Annotated in this window: 11 protein-coding genes; 2 read left to right on the forward strand and 9 right to left on the reverse strand. The window is 69.4% G+C overall.

The features are described from left to right. Positions 1-8 precede the first annotated feature (8 nt). Positions 9-1,829: a glycosyltransferase gene (locus ACF07B_RS27645; protein ID WP_392180909.1), complete on the reverse strand. Its 1,821-nt coding sequence runs from the start codon at positions 1,827-1,829 to the stop codon at positions 9-11. A 416-nt stretch (positions 1,830-2,245) separates the two neighbouring features. Between ACF07B_RS27645 and ACF07B_RS27650 the strand changes: the two genes are divergently transcribed. Beyond that, a complete protein-coding gene (locus tag ACF07B_RS27650) occupies positions 2,246-3,043 on the forward strand; it encodes an alkaline phosphatase family protein (protein WP_392180910.1) in 798 nt (265 codons plus the stop codon). Positions 3,044-3,062: 19 nt separating this feature from the next. Here the strand turns inward: ACF07B_RS27650 and ACF07B_RS27655 are convergent, their stop codons facing one another. Both ACF07B_RS27655 and ACF07B_RS27660 read right to left on the reverse strand, forming a co-directional pair. Further along, on the reverse strand, positions 3,063-4,145 hold the full coding sequence (locus tag ACF07B_RS27655) for a GNAT family N-acetyltransferase (protein ID WP_392180911.1): 1,083 nt from the start codon (positions 4,143-4,145) through the stop codon (positions 3,063-3,065). A gap of 120 nt (positions 4,146-4,265) precedes the next feature. Further along, entirely contained in the window at positions 4,266-5,297 is a 1,032-nt protein-coding gene (locus tag ACF07B_RS27660) for a GNAT family N-acetyltransferase (protein WP_392180912.1), read from the reverse strand. A 330-nt stretch (positions 5,298-5,627) separates the two neighbouring features. Here ACF07B_RS27660 and ACF07B_RS27665 point away from each other — a divergent pair, with 330 nt between their 5' ends. Then, complete coding sequence (locus ACF07B_RS27665; RefSeq protein WP_392180913.1) at positions 5,628-6,326, forward strand: hypothetical protein; 699 nt, start codon at positions 5,628-5,630, stop codon at positions 6,324-6,326. A gap of 83 nt (positions 6,327-6,409) precedes the next feature. On the opposite strand, the gene ACF07B_RS27670 is transcribed toward ACF07B_RS27665, so the two are convergent. From ACF07B_RS27670 to ACF07B_RS27695, 6 genes are all read right to left on the reverse strand, one after another. Further along, a complete protein-coding gene (locus ACF07B_RS27670; RefSeq protein ID WP_392180914.1) occupies positions 6,410-7,630 on the reverse strand; it encodes a metallophosphoesterase in 1,221 nt (406 codons plus the stop codon). 283 nt (positions 7,631-7,913) lie between these two features. Beyond that, the gene (locus ACF07B_RS27675) at positions 7,914-8,333 is read right to left on the reverse strand and encodes a contact-dependent growth inhibition system immunity protein (RefSeq protein WP_392180915.1); all 420 of its coding nucleotides are present in this window, start codon (positions 8,331-8,333) and stop codon (positions 7,914-7,916) included. Between the two features lie 110 nt (positions 8,334-8,443). Next, positions 8,444-12,844 (reverse strand): polymorphic toxin type 28 domain-containing protein, encoded by a 4,401-nt coding sequence (locus tag ACF07B_RS27680; RefSeq protein ID WP_392180916.1) that lies wholly within the window; start codon positions 12,842-12,844, stop codon positions 8,444-8,446. 5 nt (positions 12,845-12,849) lie between these two features. Further along, the gene (locus ACF07B_RS27685; RefSeq protein ID WP_392180917.1) at positions 12,850-13,164 is read right to left on the reverse strand and encodes a hypothetical protein; all 315 of its coding nucleotides are present in this window, start codon (positions 13,162-13,164) and stop codon (positions 12,850-12,852) included. Between the two features lie 389 nt (positions 13,165-13,553). Continuing rightward, entirely contained in the window at positions 13,554-15,077 is a 1,524-nt protein-coding gene (locus ACF07B_RS27690; RefSeq protein WP_392180918.1) for an aldehyde dehydrogenase family protein, read from the reverse strand. A gap of 450 nt (positions 15,078-15,527) precedes the next feature. Further along, positions 15,528-16,865, reverse strand: a complete 1,338-nt coding sequence (locus ACF07B_RS27695) for a GAF domain-containing protein (protein ID WP_392180919.1) — start codon at positions 16,863-16,865, stop codon at positions 15,528-15,530. Positions 16,866-16,884: the final 19 nt, after the last annotated feature.

Below are 16,884 nucleotides of genomic sequence, written 5' to 3' on the forward strand. Positions count from 1 at the left end.
GGCCCGGCTCAGCTCTTCGCGCCCTGATACCGGTACACCACCGCGTCCTTGCTGCGGTAGACGGGGATGTAGCCCGGGGTCTTCGACAGGGCCGAGTCCAGGCGCTGTACGGTACCGCCCGGCAGGATCCCCCTCTGGTAGAGGTCGGCGGCCTGCGCCCGGCTCAGGATGATGTAGGCGGGCTGTTGCGGGCCTGCCCGCTGGATGAACCCCTCCAGGCCCTTCACCGGATCGTTCACCAGGCGCCGCCGGTCGCGGATGTCCTGCTCGTCCAACTGCACCTGGGGGTTCTCGTCGTACCGCAGGTACAGGCCGGGCACGGCCGAGGTCAGGGAGACGATGGTGGACCCGGGCGGAGCGGTGGCCGCGACGAACCGGCCGGCCGCCACCTCGTCCTCCGTGAAGTAGTTCGCCGACTCCTTGCCGTAGTAGCCGAACATGAGTCCCCCGAGCAGGGCGAGCATCACCGGAAAGGCGGCCAGCATCCGAAGGCGCGGACGTGCGCTCCGCTTGAGGAGGAGGACGGCGATCAGGAGCGAGGCCGCGGGCAGGGCGAAGAGGTAGGCGCGAAAGATCATCTCTCCGCCGTAGGCGTTCGCCGCCAGCAGCGGCAGCGGAGCCACCACGAGCAGCGGCAGGCCGGTGCGGCGGACCCAGGGGTGGGACACGAAGGCGACGGCCGCCAGAACGAAGACCGCGGCGGACAGGCCCCGGTCGACCCAGGACACCACGACCTGACCCGGGGCCGCGGCGCCGAGGGCGGCCAGCCCGGAGACGACGTTGGTGTCGGGTTTCAGCAGGGAGCCCACGAAGTCGCTCAGGTTCTCCGACAGGTAGGGGCGGGCGACGGTGGCGTCCCAGAGCACGGCCAGCACCACCGTGCCGGCCAGGACGGGCAGAACGACCCGTCGGTTGCGCCGCGGGAGCGCCAGCGCCACCAGCGCGCTGACCAGCATGAACGGTGTCAGCGGGTGTGAGGAGATGATGACGGCGGCGATCACCATGACCACCACGAAGCGGCCGACGGGCCATCGGCCGGCGCGTGTGTCGCCCGTCCGGTACAGCGCCGAGGTGGGCAACTGCCCCATGACCAGGGCGATCACCGTCACGAAGAGCAGGAACGCGAAGGCCTGGGGGGCGAAGTAGTCCTGCCCCACCCAGGAGGACGAGTAGTAGACCCATGCCGCCCCCCAGATCAGCCGGCGGTCACGCGTCACCGTCCGGTAGAGCAGCAGCAGGGGAGCGAGCAGCACGGCGTTGAACACGGGCGGGGTCCACGTCGCGTAGCCGAGCGCCGAATGCAGGCCGGTGGCCTGGAGGAAGAACGCGTTGAGGTCGAAGAATCCGGGCCACTGGTTGTAGATGGCGAGCTTGTCCGCGTGGGGTACCTCGCCATGGTGGCGGATCACCGCGTCGACGACCGCGACGTGTTTCCACGCCCAGCTGTAGCGCAGCGTCGGGTAGAGCAGTGTGGGTGTCGCGTGGATGACCGCGATCAGCCCCAGGACGTATCCCGCCGGCCATCCACCGCCGCTTCGCCGGCCGGTCAGTGCCAGGCAGAAGCCGAGGGTGAGCAGGACGACGGCGACCCAGAAGAGGACCGGCAGCACCTGAAGCAGACCGTAGTCGCGCATTCCGGCGAGATCCACATGGCGCAGGGACAGCAGCCAGAGGACGAGGGCCGAGGGAAGGAGCAGGCGTGTCGCCCACTGGAGCGCCGTGGTCCGCTTTGAGGGGTGCCGCTCACCGGCGGCGGAACCTGACCGCCGGGCCACGGCGTTGGTGAAGGACGCCACGCGCCCGCCTGTCAGCGTCTGGAGCTTGCCCATGAAGACGTCTCCCGGGGAACCGGTGCTCCCACGACGGCTCGCGTGACGCGGAACGCCGACTCCTCGAAGGGACCGGCCGTCCTCCCACCGCGGGTGACAGGGGCGTTGACTCGACGCATGTGGCACCTTCCGGTTCCGGCCTGTCGGTCTCCCGCCCCGGCGTGGCGGCCATCAGGGACACGGCCGTCGGCACTCCCGCTCGTCGGTCCACATCAACGCTGGATGTCGACCAGAAAGAGGTATCAATACCGATTGTGACGGTATTTCCGATTGCTGCAAGTGGCAGGTCGCGGCGGTCACGCGCGGCGCAGGTCGAAACGGCCCCCGGACAGAGAGCGGTGAAGCCACACGTGAGAGGCGTACGACGGGGACACGGACGCCTTCTGGCGAGAGGGCTCCTCGCGGGGGCGGCCGTGATGGCGACGCTCCTGACGACAGCGGGCTGTGACGACTCACCGGCCCGGACCGGGCTTCCCCGGCCGGACCACATCGTCGTGGTGATCGAGGGGAATCAGTCGTACGACGCCGTCATCGGAAACGCCGAGGCCCCGTACCTCAACCAACTGGCCCGGCGAGGTGCCTCGCTCACCCAGTTCTACGCCCTCACCCGCCCCAGCCAGCCCAACTACCTGGCGCTCTTCGCGGGCTCCTTCCTGGGGGTCGACGACGACTCCTGCCCGCACCGGCTCACGTCGCGCAATCTCGGCTCGCAACTCCGCCAGTCCGGCCTGACCTTCGTGGGCTACGCGCAGAGCATGCCGCGCGTCGGGTTCACCGGCTGCGCCGACGGTGCCTACGTGCGCCGGCACAACCCGTGGGTGAACTTCGACAACCTTCCCGCGTCCGTCAACCGCCCGTGGACCGACTTCCCTCGTGACTTCACGGATCTGCCGACCATCGCGTTCGTCGTCCCGGACCTCGAACACGACATGCACGACGGCGGTGTGCGGCAGGCGGACACCTGGCTGCGCGACAACCTCGGCGGCTACGCCGACTGGGCGATGACCCACAACAGCCTGTTGGTCGTCACCTGGGACGAGGACGACGGCAATGGACCGAACCACGTCCCCACCGTCCTGGCGGGTGAACATGTCCGGCCGGGGAACCATGCCCAGCCGAACAACCAGTTCGGACTGCTGCGCATGATGCTGGACGCGTACGGCCTGAAATCCCTGCATCACAGCGACGACGTCGAACCCGTCGACGTGGGGTGACCACGGGAAGGAGGCGGCCTCAGGGGTCCTGGAAGCGGATCAGGCGCTTGACGGCCGTCCGCAGCCGGCGATCGGCCGCGGAGACGGGAAGCCGTTCCCGCAGAAGACGGGGGGAGGGGAAGCCCTCCGCGCCGAACCCCGCCTTGAACTCGGCGAGGGAGGACCCCGGGGCGGACTCGCCCATGTCGAACGTCCGGCAGGACGACTCGCACGCGTCCTCGATCGCCAGCCGGTAGAGCAGGGGGACGGCGCGGACCGGATGAGCCAGTTCCCGGTCCATGGCGCTGCGCCACATCTTGGCGTGACCGCCGTGGCGCAGGACGATGCACGCCCCGGCGGGCTCACCGGCGCGCCAGGCCATCCAGATCGCGCACCCGTCACCGAGCCGGGCGGCCACCTCTTCCAGCCGCCGGACGGGGAACTCCCGCGTTCTGCGCCAGCGCGCCAACGCCAGTGGCTCGTGCTGCTGTTCGGCCCAGCGCACGATCGACTTCCGGTACAGGTGGTAGAAGGCGGGAACGAGCCGGCCGCTCCGGTCCACCTCGACGTCGACGTCCGAGCGCTCGGCCCGGCGGATCTCCCGTCGCATACGACGTCCGAAGCGCTGCTCCCAGACGGTGCCGAAGCCGCCGTCGAGGTTCACCATCTGTGTCATGTGGGGCTCGACGTCGAAGCCGGTCGCGGAGTTCGCCCATACGCTCTGGTCCGCCGGCCGCAGCCGCACACCGACCCGGAGCGCGCGCAGCCGCGCGAGGTCGGCGAAGACCGCGCCCGCCTCCGCCGGACTCACGCTGTCCGGGCACACCGGCCCACCGATGCCCCATTGGGCGGGCCAGGACTCCTCCACGCCCAGGATCCGCGGGCGGTGCCTTCTGGCGACCAGGGGGAGTACGAGCCGTACGCCTCGCTCGAACTCGTAGAGGCGGCTCGCGTCCCGGTACGGCCCTGTGGCACACAGGCAGTCCAGCCAGAGCGGGGTCTGACTGGGGTTGGTGTCCGGGTCCTTGCCCGCCAGCTCCCACCAGACGTCACGTGGAGCCGGTGTGGTGATGTGCGCGAGACCGGCCGGCGTGTCGATCAGGAGCTCAGCAGGTGCGTTCACGGGCCTCTCCCGCCCGGCGCAGGGGCCCCGCGAGGACGACGCTCGCGGACCGAGGACCCACGTGCCCACCACCGATGCTAGGCGGGGCACCCGGGCCGGGCATCTCGGTGGGACCGGGTGTCACTCGTCCTTGAAACCGATGAGACGCTTCACGGCGCTCCGCAGCAGCTGATCGCCCGCCGTCAGCGGAAGCACTTCCCTGCGATAGCCGAACGACGGGTAGCCGCGGGCGCCGAGCCGTTCCTTGAAGACGCTGACGGAGGATTCGGGAGCGGAGTCGCCGAAGTGGTAGAAGCGGCAACCGGCCGCGCAGGCGTCCTCGATGGCGAGCTTGTGCAGCAGTGTGGTGGCGCGAATCGGATGAGCCAGTTCTTTGACCATGCCACTGCGCCAGTACTTGGCGTGAGGCCCGTGGCGGAGCACCAAGATGGCCGCCACCGGCTGACCTTGGTACGAGGCCAGCCAGACGGCGCAGGACTCCCCGAACGTCTCGGCGACGGTCTGGAACTTGTGCAGCGGATCGATCCGGTTCCTGCGCCACTGAGCGAGCGCCAGCGGCTCGTGCGCCTGCCGCGCCCAGCGGGCGATCGAGTGCTGGTAGAGCGCGTAGAAGTCCGGCACCAGGCGTCCGGTGCGGTCGACCTCCACGTCGACCCCCGCCTTCTCACCCTTGCGTACGGCGGTTCTGACCGATCCTTTGAAGTGGCCCCAGACATCATCGAAGCCACCGCCGAGGTCCAGGATGTACGACGTGTGGGGCAAGGGGGTGAAGCCGGACGGAACCGACGACAGCCACACGGGGTCCGTGTCAGGCCCGAACCGCACGGACACGCGATTCGAGGGAAGCCGGGCCAGATCCTCGAAGACGGCACGCGCGTGCCGTGGGTCCGGCGCCTCCGCGGTGACAGGAGCTCCGATGCCCCACTCGGAGGGCCAGGCGTCCTGGGCGATCAGACGGGCGGGCCAGCCGCGTCGGCGGGCCAGCGGTACGACGATCCCGCCCGAATTGCCGAATTCGTAAAAGCGGCTGGCGTCGTCATATGAATCCGTCGCGCAAATGCAGTCCAGCCAGCCCGGGGTCTGGGTGATCAGTGCCTTGTCGCTGTTGTCGACCAGGCGCTGCCAATTATCCCGGGGCGCCGGAGTCGTCACGTCGAGAAAATCCCGGCTCGACGAGGTTCGAGGGCCCGAAAAACGCATGGCGCCAGTTCCTCACGCGTCGCGAACGGTAGGCGTTCTGAACCTTCACCCGTCAAGGGTGCTCTGCCGCTCACCAGGCCGCATCCCGGGGCGTGCCCAGGCCGTCCGGCTCTTCGGGGCCACGTGGTGGAACATCAGGGCGAAAGGTATTATTGCTTCGGTGTGGCAATGCGAGCGACCTAATATCGCCAGTCGATAGAGGTACCCGTGGACCAGTTGACCGGAACTCAGACTTCCACGCGCATGGTGCGCCTTCATCAGCGATTCCCCACGACTCGTTTGATGGAAGACGCTCGTCGCAAACTCGACGACGGGATCGATCTGCTCCGCCTCAAACTCGACGCGCTGCCCGATGGCATCTACCAGCCGGTCCCGGGCATCCGTGTGCGCAGGGCCAAACGATCCGTCGGTACCGGGTCGCGATGGGCGGCGATGGAACCGGTCGTCGAGCGGGTCGGAGTGGAGAGCGCGCTGGACGTGGGCGCGAACGTCGGCTACTTCCCGATCATGCTTGCCCAGCGCGGGGTGCCCTCCGTCGCCCTGGAGTCGGACCCGAAGTGTGTCCGGACGGCGACGATGGCGGTGCGGCGGAACCAGTTGGACAACGTCGCGGTGATGAGCCTCGAGTTCCGCCCCGACACGCTCGCCCTGCTGCCGGCGACCGACTGCACCCTCCTGCTGTCCCTGTGGCATCACCTGGTGCGGGAGCTGGGTTTCGGCACCGCCACCGACCTGCTGCGCGGGCTCTGGGCCCGGACCGGCAAGGTGATGTTCTTCGACAGCGGCGAGGACGAGATGCCCGAGTCGTTCGGACTGCCGCGCATGGTGCCGACGCCTGATGTCTGGCTGACGGAGTATCTGCTGAAGAACTGCGAAGGCGGGCGGGTCGAACACCTCGGCCGGCATCGCGCCTTCGACGCCGGCGGCCTTCCCACGGACCGGGCGCTCTTCGCCGTGATCCGGGAAACGCCGAACACTTAAGGAGCCGTTGACCCCTTCGTTCAGGTGAGGCACGCTCCCCGCCTGCCCCCCCCAAGTCGGCGGATGTGCCGGCCGGCCCAGGACTACGGCGAGGCGGGCAGGTGCGGCGAGCGGAGCACGAGCAGGGTGATCTCGCTGGGCGCGAAGACGCGGAACGGCGGGCCCCAGAAGCCGGTGCCGCGGCTGGTGTAGAGCAGGGTGCGGGTGCCGTGGCGGCTGAGGCCGGCGACGGCGGGCTGGTCGATGCGGACCAGGTGGTGGAAGGGCCAGATCTGGCCGCCGTGGGTGTGGCCGGAGAGCTGGAGGTCGATGCCGTCCGCTGCCGCTCGGTCGACGAACTTGGGCTGGTGCGCCAGGAGCAGGACGGGCAGGTCGGGGTCGGCGCCGTTCAAGGCTCCGGCCAGGTGGGCGCCGTGGCCCGCCAGGCCGGAGGACTCGGCGGTGACGTCGTCCACGCCGGCGACGACGAGGGTGTCGCCTCCGCGTTCGAGCAGTACATGGCGGTTGCGCAGCGGCTCCCAGCCCAGCTCGTCCATCAGGTCGACCCAGCCCTGGGCCTCGCTGTAGTACTCGTGGTTGCCGGTGACGTAGACCCGGGCCCGGGTGGCCCGGACGGTACCGAGCGGAGCGGCCTGGGCGCGTCGGCGTTCGGCCGTGCCGTCCGCGATGTCGCCGGCGTGGCAGACCACGTCGGCTTCCAGGGTGTTCACCGTCTCGCACACCCGTGTCGACCAGCGGGCGCGATCGAGCGGGCCGTAGTGGGTGTCGGTGATCAGGACGACGCGGAGGCCGTCCAACCCTGCGCCCAGCCGCGGGAGTTGTACGTCGAGCCGGCGCACGCGTGGCACGCGGCGGGCTTCGGAGTACCCCCAGGCGAGTAGTACGGCGGTCACACCGAGGACGGCCCACGTGACGATGCGGGCCCGGTCCTGGCTCTCGCCGACGCCGGCCAGGGTCAGGGCGAGCCGCAGGAGGACGCCGAGCAGAACGGACCAGGTGAACAGAACCCAGCTGGCGCCCAGCAGGGTGTCACCGACGATCGCCGCCCGGTCCTGCTGGCGCTTGCCGTGGCCGCGCACCATCGCGAGGGGCATCGCGACGAGGCCGAGGACGAACAGAGCGGTGCCGACCAGGGAGACGGGCAGCGGCCAGTGCTGGCCGGTGTACAGGAGCACCCAGCAGGGCACGGCCCACAGCAGGACGGGGGCGATCAGGGGGATGTAGCGCATCAGGCGGTGCAGTCCGCTCGGCCGCGGCGCTCGCGCTTCGCTGTCGGGGGGTCGGGTGTTGCTGGTGTCGGTCACGCTGTCCCTCCCTGACCGGGCTGCCGTCTCGCGCACTGTATCCGGTCGTCCTCAGGCCGCTCGGGCAGGCCCTCATGACCGGCGCCTTGGGCCGAGGGATTGACCTGTCACCTTGTGCGGTAGGGGCAGGCAGGTGATACGTCAACCACACGTGGGTAGGTCGGCGGCGTGAACGATGAGTCCACCACGAAGGTCGGGGCCGAGCCCGCCGGGTTCAACGGCGAGGGCGCCTGATTGCCGTAGCCGAGACGCGGGGGAAGCTTCACAGGAAGTCCACTCGCTGTCAGGCGTCGTCCCCGGGCAGGGCCGAGAGGAACGCGTCGATGTCCTGGCGGAGGTAGCGTGAGACGTCGGTCAGGACGGCGACGGCTTCCTTGAGTTCGTGAGCCAGCTCCGGGGCGGTGGCCCAGACCTCCGGCTTCCTGGTGATGACGGCGTAGAGCAGGTCATCCTCGAACCAACCGCCCTCGGCTTGCTTCGACGCGGTGTCCCGCAGGATTTCCACGGCCGGGGGCAGGAGCCAGGGCAGCCCCACGTCCTGTCCGATCAGCCGGGCCAGCTCGTGCGGCTTCAGGCTCGCGACCGGTCGACGCCGCAGCTCGTACACGTTCCGGACCATGGGGGTCGTGTCCGCGGGAGGAGCCGGCCAGCGCAGGCCTTCCAGCTCCTCGAGAGAGCGACCGCGGTCGAAGTCTTCGGGCATTGTCGGGTCCTCTCGTGCTCCGCGGCCGTCGGCGCGAAAGCTTCACTTCTGGAGCGCGTCTCTGCGTCCGCATTGCTCAGGGTACGGATCGGCGTCATCCGCAGCCGCCCTCACCCGTGGCCGATGGACTTCAGGAAGCGGTTCAGCCGTTCGAGCTCGACGATGGCGTCCTTCCGCTTCCGGCTCAGCACTTCCCTGCCGCGCGGGGTGATGGTCTCCGGTGGCTTCTGCAGTTCCTTGGTCAGGATCCTGCGGATGCCCTCCAGGCCGTTCCTGGCCTGTTTCAGGTCGCTGATGTGGTCGAAGGGGGTGCCGTCCGGCTTTCGGGCCACGACCTCGCCTCTGGCCTCGCGGCGAGCGGCGCTGTAATGGTTGTGATTCGGCTGGGAGTTGATGGACCCGATCGGGTCCTTCTTGATGTTCTCAAGCTTGGTGATGGCATTCAGCGCGTCGTCGCGCAGTCCCAGTTCGCGGCATTCCTCGGGCGCGAGCCCCAGGGGGTCCGTCCACCGGTGAGGGTTGTCCACGTACGTGTTGGGATTCGGTGACGGGACAAGGCCCAGAGGGTCCGGGCTGAGATAGCGGGCGGTCTCGGCGTCGTAATAGCGGAAGTAGTTGTAGTTCAGGGCGGTTTCGGAGTCGTGATACTGCCCGGGGAACCTCAAGGGTGTGTAGGCGGTACTGTTCTCCGCCCATGCGGTAGCGCCCCACAGTGTGGAGCGGGCGCGCCACGCGACACCGCCTTCCTCGTCGAGGAGTTCCGTCGGGGAACCGGCGAGATCCGTGATGATCGCGAAGAACCGGGCGTCGATCTCATCCTGGCAGGCGTCGTCCGTGGCGTCGCTCGCCCCGATGCGCTCGGTCTGCGCGACGGGGTGCAGATCTTGGTGGTCCCAGGTCAGCGTGACCGGGCCCGCCGGGCCGTTGCCGGTGGTGCTCTGCTCGCAGAGCGTCGTGCCGTCCCAGGTGAAGTCGACCTGTTCCGCCACCGAGACGCCGTCCGTGGCCATGCGCTGCTTGGCGATGCGGCGGCCCAGCGGATCATAGAGGTAGCGCCACAGGGTGCCGTCGGGCGTGCTGACCGCGGCGAGCCGGTCCTCCGCGTCCCAGCTGTAGCGCCAGGTGTCGGGCTTGCGCGACAGCCGGGTCTTCTGCCTGAGCACGATGCGGCCCAGGGCGTCGTGCTCGTAGCGGACGCCTCCGGCGCGGGTGATGCGAGTGCCCTCGTACGAGCGCGTGCCGGTGGCCTCCGATCCTGGGTGCGAGTCGGGCCATGAGGCGTCGGTCTGGTTGCCTGCCGCGTCGTAGAGGTAGTGCTCGGACCAGTTCCCCGCCCGGACCCGGGTGACGCGCCCGGCCGGGTCGAGGTCGAAGCGGCACGCGCCTTCGACGTCGTCATCGAGGCCGATGAGGTTGCCGTCCGCACGGTAGTCGTACGCGCGGCGGCGTATCGAGCGCCCGTCGGTGCCCGTGACCGACTGGACGGTGAGCCGGCCGAGGGCGTCGAAGGCATGGGCCACGCCGATGACGTCGCCGATGCGCCGGAGCGCCTCCTGCCCCGCCAGGTCGTACTCGAAGTCGATCGTCCGCCCGCCGGAGTGCAGCGCGGTGCGGTTGCCCGCGGCGTCGTAGTCGTAGCCGCTGGTGGCACCGCTGGGGGTGGTGCGGCTGATGCGGCGGCCGAGCAGGTCATAGCGATACGAGATGGTCCGGCCGTTGACCGTCTCCGCGAGGAGTCGTCCCTGAGCGTCGTAGCGGAAGTCGACCTGGACCTCGGGTGCGGTGGCCCGCGTGACCTGCCCGGACGGATCGTAGGTGTAGCTGTTGCTGACGGCCCCTGCCGTCTGGCGCACGATCTGCCCGAGTTCGTCGAGGGTGAAGTGGGTCGTCAGGCCGAGGGAGTTGGTGCGGGAGACGAGTCGTCCTGCCGCGTCGTGCCGGTAGCCGATCGTGCGATCGTCGAAGTCGGTCTCCGAGAACGGGCGCCCGGCCGGGTCGTAGGTGTACTTCCACGTCAGACCCTGGGCGTTGGCGACCTGGGTGAGGCGCAGTTCAGTGTCGTAGGTGAAGGTGTGGCGCCTGCCGTCGGGGCCTGTGCGTGCGGCGAGCAGGTCGAATTGCGTGTACTCGTAGTGGGTGACCGCGCCCAGCGCGTCGGCGTGGGCGATGCAGTTGCCCTCGCTGTCATAGGTCCACGCCTCGGTGCTGCCGTCGGGAGCGATACGGCGCATCGGGTTGCCTTCGACGGACCACTCCATGCGCGTCACGAAGCCGAGCGGGTCGGTGAGCTGGACGGGGCGTCCGAACGCGTCGCGCTCGAAGCACGTCGACGCACCCAGCGGATCGGTGACCCGGTCGGGGAGGCCTGCCGGGCCGCAGTAAACGCGGGTCGTGTGCTCCAGGGCGTCCGTGACCTTGGTCAGATGACCGGATGCGTTGTACTCGTAGCGGGTCGCGACTCCGTCGGGAGCCGTGACACGGGTGAGGTTGCCGCGCTCGTCGTACTCCCTGTGCCACTGGGTGCCGTCCTCGCCCGTGACCGTCGTCGGCAGTCCGAGTTCGTTGTACGTGGCTGTCGTGCCCAGGCCGTCGGGGCGGGTCACCGACACCACTCGTCCCCGCTCGTCGTACTGATAGCGAGTGATGTGCCCGAGCGGATCGACGAGCGCGGTCAGGCGCAGGTTCTCGTCCCACTCCTGGCCGGTGACATGGCCGAGCGGGTCCGTCTCTCTGATCAGACGGAAGGACTCGTTGTGCTCGTAGACGCGGACGTGACCGAGCGAGTCCGTCACCCGGGTGGTGCGCGTCGCGTCCTCGTAGCTGAGGGCGGAGGCCAGGGCATCGCCCGTGCCGCCGGTGGCCACGACCCGGCCCGACTCGTCGTAGGCGTACCAGTACGTGGTGTCGTTGCGGTCGGTCCAGGAGGTGAGGCGGCCCGCGGCGTCGTAGGTGTAACGCATCGGCAGACCAGAGGAGTTGACCTCCTCCGTGAGACGGCCGGTCTCGTCGTATCCGAAGGTGAGCAGGGTGGTGCCGGGGGAGGAGGGTTCTGTGGGGTCTTGCAGGCGCAGACCGGTAATGCGTGAGAGGTCGTCGTCGCGGTCCAGAGCGATGCGGTAGCCGCCCGAGTGGGTTACCGCCGTGGGGATGTCGCCCTCTTCGTACTCGATGGTGATGCGATTGCCGTGACGGTCCTGGAGGTATTGCAGCGGCAGATCGACGGCCTCGCCGGCAGCGGCCGGGACAGGGCTGTGGAAGACCTGGACGAGGCCGCTGTCGGGATCCGTTACACATATCGCGCCGTCGAAGCCATCGGCCCAGGCCAGGGTGAGGCGCGAGCCCGGGGTCTCCGGGTGGACGGGCTCGCCGGTCTCCGGGTCGGGCACCGGGAAGCAGAGCCGGGCCCCGTCGGCGGCCGCGTAGACGAAGCCGTCCTCGTCGGCCTGGACCCGCTGGTCCAGGGAGGAGGCCCAGGAAGGACCGAACCAGCCACCGAAGCGGTACGAGGAGACGTGTGTGCGCTCCAGGAGAAGCGGCAGCACACCGGGCAGCCGGACATCCGTCCGCGTCAGCGCCACGTCGCCGGTGGCCACGTCGATGGGGTCTCGGACGAACTTCTTGAGCGCGTTGCGCACCGAGGCGGGCAGCTTGTCGAAGCCCGGCCGCAACGAAAGCCGTTCGAAGGAGGCGCAGTTGAGCTTCAAGGCGCTGCGCAGTCTGGACAGATCCCTGGGCTTGAGTTTGCCGAGTCCCTTGCCCAGCAACGTGGACAGGCTGCCCAGACCGACCCCGAAGGCCGCGCCCAGCGCCAGGGTCTCAGCCAGCTTGCCGGGGTCCTTGAAGGTGGAGGGATCCTTCAGCAGGGTGTCCAGCGCGGCGAACTTGCTGCCTTCACCCGCCATTTTGCCGACCCGCGCGACCGTCTTGATCTCCTTGAGGGCCTTCAAGGTCCGACGTAGGCCGCGGATGACTTCCAGGACCGCTCGGATGACGCGGGCCATCGCCGTGCCGGCGTGCTCGATCCGGCCGATCAGGGCCATGGCCTTCGCGAAGCGCGCGCCCGCGGCGAGAGTGCCGACCACGGCGGAGGCGCCGCCCGTGAGGACGGAGAGGGCCAGACTCGCCATCTCCACCTCGATGATCTCGACGATGATGACGTTGAGTTCGGTGAGCAGCTCGTGTGCCTCGTCGGCGTACGTGTCCAGAGCGTCGGCGCCGTCGCGCAGCGAGTCGGCCGTCTTCGTGGCCTGCGTACGGGTCTTCTTCGCCCGCTTGCTGAAGGCGGTGGCGGCTTTGCCCTCCCAGGTCACGATCCGCAGGGCGGCTTCCGCGTCCGTGACGGAGGCATCGACAGCCTCGGCCAGGGTGCGCCACTTCTTGGCGATCTCCCGTACGCCGTCCGGGTCCACCGCCGGGTCGGAGATCCCCAGGAACTCCATCATGCTGGCCATGTTGTCGCCGGCCATGTGGTTGAACGTGTTGAGGTAGTGCAAGGGGTTGAGGTCGACCATGGTGCTCAGCCCTGATTCTTTCCGCGCGCCGCGGCTTCGAGCAGGGCGTCGAGGATGTCGAACGCCTCGGAGAGATCGGTCATCAGCTTCGCCTCCCCGTGCCACTCGTCCACGAGGTCCGCCGCGACCTCGGCGAGCATCTCCATGCCCTCACGCACGTCGTCGGTCGCACTCGTCAGGGAGCCCAGCGCGCCCATTGCCGAGAGGTCGTGCGAGGCGGCCTTGAAGGCCTGCAGCGGCTTGGCGATGTGCTGAGGCGCCTTGCGCAGTCGTGGTGCCGCCTTCGCTATCGACTCAGAGTCCTTGCCCAGGTCCCCCATGACTGTCCCCCCGATACCACGCATTACCTGTACACCAGTCAACTGCGGACAGCAGCCGATCCGGTTAAGCGTATTACCTGCATTCCGTCAGGAGCGGCAAGGGGGTTGGCCTCCCGGGTCCACGCGACCGATTCCGCGGTGGGGCAACTCCTTCTCCCCGCCGTACCGTTCTCGCAGCATGCGAACGGAGACCGGCCGCACGGCGCCGATTCCGGAGAACCGAGGGCGAACCCGGGGTTTGGTCCGTGACTCGTTCGTCAGCACTGGTCAGGAGGGGTGCGGCCGTGCGAGGAACGGGGAGTCAGCGTGCGAGCCGGGCTTGGTCGAGCGCGGGATGGGCGAAGGGCGCCTGACGGGCGAAAGCCGGGTCAGGCGCCCTTCGCAGGTGTCTAGAAGAAACCCAGCTTCTTCGGCGAGTACGACACCAGGAGGTTCTTCGTCTGCTGGTAGTGCTCCAGCATCATCTTGTGGTTCTCGCGTCCGATGCCGGACTGCTTGTATCCACCGAAAGCGGCATGTGCCGGATACGCGTGGTAGCAGTTCGTCCAGACGCGCCCGGCCTGGATGGAACGGCCCGCCCGGTAGGCGGTGTTGATGTCCCGCGTCCACACGCCGGCGCCGAGCCCGTACAACGTGTCGTTCGCGATCTTGATGGCGTCGTCGAAGTCGTCGAACGACGTAACCGAGACGACCGGGCCGAAGATCTCCTCCTGGAAGATCCGCATCCGGTTGTCGCCCTCGAAGATCGTCGGCTGGACGTAGTAGCCGCCCTTCAGCTCACCGTCGTGCTCGATGCGCTCACCGCCGGTGAGCACCTTGGCGCCCTCCTGCCGGCCGACGTCCAGGTAGGAGAGGATCTTCTCCAACTGGTCGTTGGACGCCTGGGCGCCGATCATCGTGTCGGTGTCGAGCGGGTGGCCGGGCTTGATGAGCTCCGTGCGGGCGACCGCCGCCTCCATGAACTCGCCGTAGTTGCCCCGCTGGACGAGGGCGCGCGAGGGGCAGGTGCACACCTCGCCCTGGTTGAGCGCGAACATCGTGAAGCCTTCGAGCGCCTTGTCGCGGAAGTCGTCGTTGTGCGCCCACACGTCGTCGAAGAAGATGTTCGGTGACTTGCCGCCCAGCTCCAGCGTGACCGGCTTGATGTTCTCCGAGGCGTACTGCATGATCAGCCGGCCCGTGGTGGTCTCACCCGTGAACGCGACCTTCGCCACCCGCGGGCTGGACGCCAGCGGCTTGCCCGCCTCCACGCCGAAGCCGTTGACGATGTTCACGACACCCGGCGGGATCAGGTCCGCGATCAGGCTCATCCAGTAGTGGATGGACGCCGGTGTCTGCTCGGCCGGCTTGATGACGACCGCGTTGCCCGCCGCCAGAGCCGGGGCCAGCTTCCACACCGCCATCAGGATGGGGAAGTTCCACGGAATGATCTGCGCGACCACGCCCAGCGGCTCGTGGAAGTGATACGCGACGGTGTCGTCGTCGACCTCGCTGAGCGCGCCCTCCTGAGCACGGATCGCCCCCGCGAAATAGCGGAAGTGGTCGATCGCGAGCGGGATGTCCGCCGCCAGCGTCTCGCGGACCGGCTTGCCGTTCTCCCAGGTCTCGGCGACCGCCAGCTTCTCCAGGTTCGCCTCCATCCGGTCGGCGATCTTGAGCAGGATGTCGGCGCGCGCGGTCACGGAGGTGCGCCCCCACGCCGGCGCCGCCGCGTGGGCCGCGTCCAGCGCGCGTTCCACGTCCTCGGCCGTGCCTCGCGCGACCTCGGTGAACGGCTGCCCGTTCAACGGGCTCGGGTTCTCGAAGTACTGCCCGCGAGCCGGTGCCACGTACTCCCCGCCGATGAAGTGGTCGTACCGCGCCTGGTAGGCGACGATCGCGCCCTCGGTGCCGGGCGCCGCGTAACGGGTCATGCTGGTTGCCTCCCGGAGAAGCGCTGCCCGCCGTTGGGCAGCTCTCGCCACGAGGCTAGGAACCCGGACGTTGCAAGGACGTTGCGCGGCCCAGGCCCAGGACCAGTGCCCAAGCCCAGTGCCCAGAACCAGGCCCAGGACCAGTGCCCAAGCCCAGTGCCCAGAACCAGGCCCAGGACCAGAACCAGGAGGAGGCCGAAGGCCAGGCCCAGGAGCAGGATCACGATCAGGTTCTGCGACCGAACCCGGCTTGAGTCCGGCTCTGGATCTGGACTCTGGTGGAACCAGGCCTGGGCCTTGACCGGACCCGATCTTGAGCCCGGCCTCGGACTTGGGCCCGGCCGCTCCCCATGTCTGACCTGGGCCCGGTCTCGGACTCGGACTCTGCCCCGGTCTCGGACGCTGCCCCGGACATGCCCCTCCGCCCGGCAAGGGGCCCGTCCCCATTCGTCAGCGTGGCTGCGGTCGCATCCGGCTGTCGCGCGGGGAGTACGCCCATCCGGCCGGTGCGGACTGCTCGGACTCCAGCTCCGCCACCCGCGCGTGCACGGCCGCCGCCGGGCGCAGCGCGGACAGCGCCCGCCAGACGTCGAGATCGTCCTCGCCCCAGGGCGCACGCGCCCAGTCGGCCAACAGGTCGGGATCCCGCCGGGCGATGATCGCCGTGCGCAGCCCGTCGGCGAGCCGTCGCCGCAACCGGGTCACCGCCGGTGCCGTCGAACCCGGAAGCAGCGGCCCGGCGTACACCGCCGCGGCCGCCGTCACCGCGCCACTGCCGAGCCGCCGTTCCAGCACCGCCACATCGGACTCGACCGGCCGGGTGAGACGGTAGGGACGTGAGCCCAGCAGCCCGGGCCCCAGAATTCTGCGCAGCCGCGCCAGCTCGGCCCGCAGAGTCACCGGAGTCACCGACTCGTCCTCATAGAGCGCGCACTGCAACTCGTCGCCCGTCATGCCTTCCGGGTGCCGGGCCAGCAGCACCAGGATCTCGCTGTGCCTACGGCTGAGCCTGATCTTCCGCCCGTCCGACACCAGTTGAGCCTCGTCGCGTCCCAGCGCGGTCAGTTCGAGGGAGTCGGCCAGGGTCTGCGGCGGTGCGAGCAGCGCCAGATGAGCCTCGGCGGCGCGCGCCACCGCCTGTACGAAGCCGAGGCTGTGCGGATGCGCGAGCCCGTCTCCGCCGGTGATGTCCACCGCGCCGAGCACCCGCCCGGTGCGTGGATCGTGGACGGGCGCTGCCGCACAGGTCCAGGGCTGCACCCGCCGGATGAAGTGCTCGGCGGCGAACACCTGCACCGGCCGGTCGACGGCGACCGCCGTGCCCGGCGCGTTCGTCCCGACCGCCGACTCCGACCATCGCGCGCCCGGCACGAAGTTCATCCGTCCGGCCTGCCGTCGCGTTCCGGGGTGCCCCTCGACCCACAGGAGCCTGCCCTGCGCGTCGCACACCGCCAGCAGATGCTCCCCGTCCGCCGCGAACGTTCCCATGAGCTCCCGGAACAGCGGCATCACCCGCGCGAGCGGATGCTCCGCCCGGTAGGAACCGAGTTCCCCGTCCGTGAGTTCCACCCTCGCGGTGCCCTCCGGCACGACGCCCGCCCGCGCCGAACGCCGCCACGACTCGGCGACCACGGTACGCACCGGCCGCGGCACGGTGCCGGCCTCGGTGAACGACTCGTACGCACGGCGCATCAGCCGAACCCGCTCGGCGGGATCGGCGCCCGGTTCCAGGGCCACCCAAGGATCGGTCAACTCGGCCTCCCGGAAGGCGATGCGACTGGGTCCCATCGTCACTCCCGGTGCGGGC

This window comes from Streptomyces sp. NPDC015532, assembly GCF_043078065.1.
Taxonomy (GTDB): Bacteria; Actinomycetota; Actinomycetes; order Streptomycetales; family Streptomycetaceae; genus Streptomyces.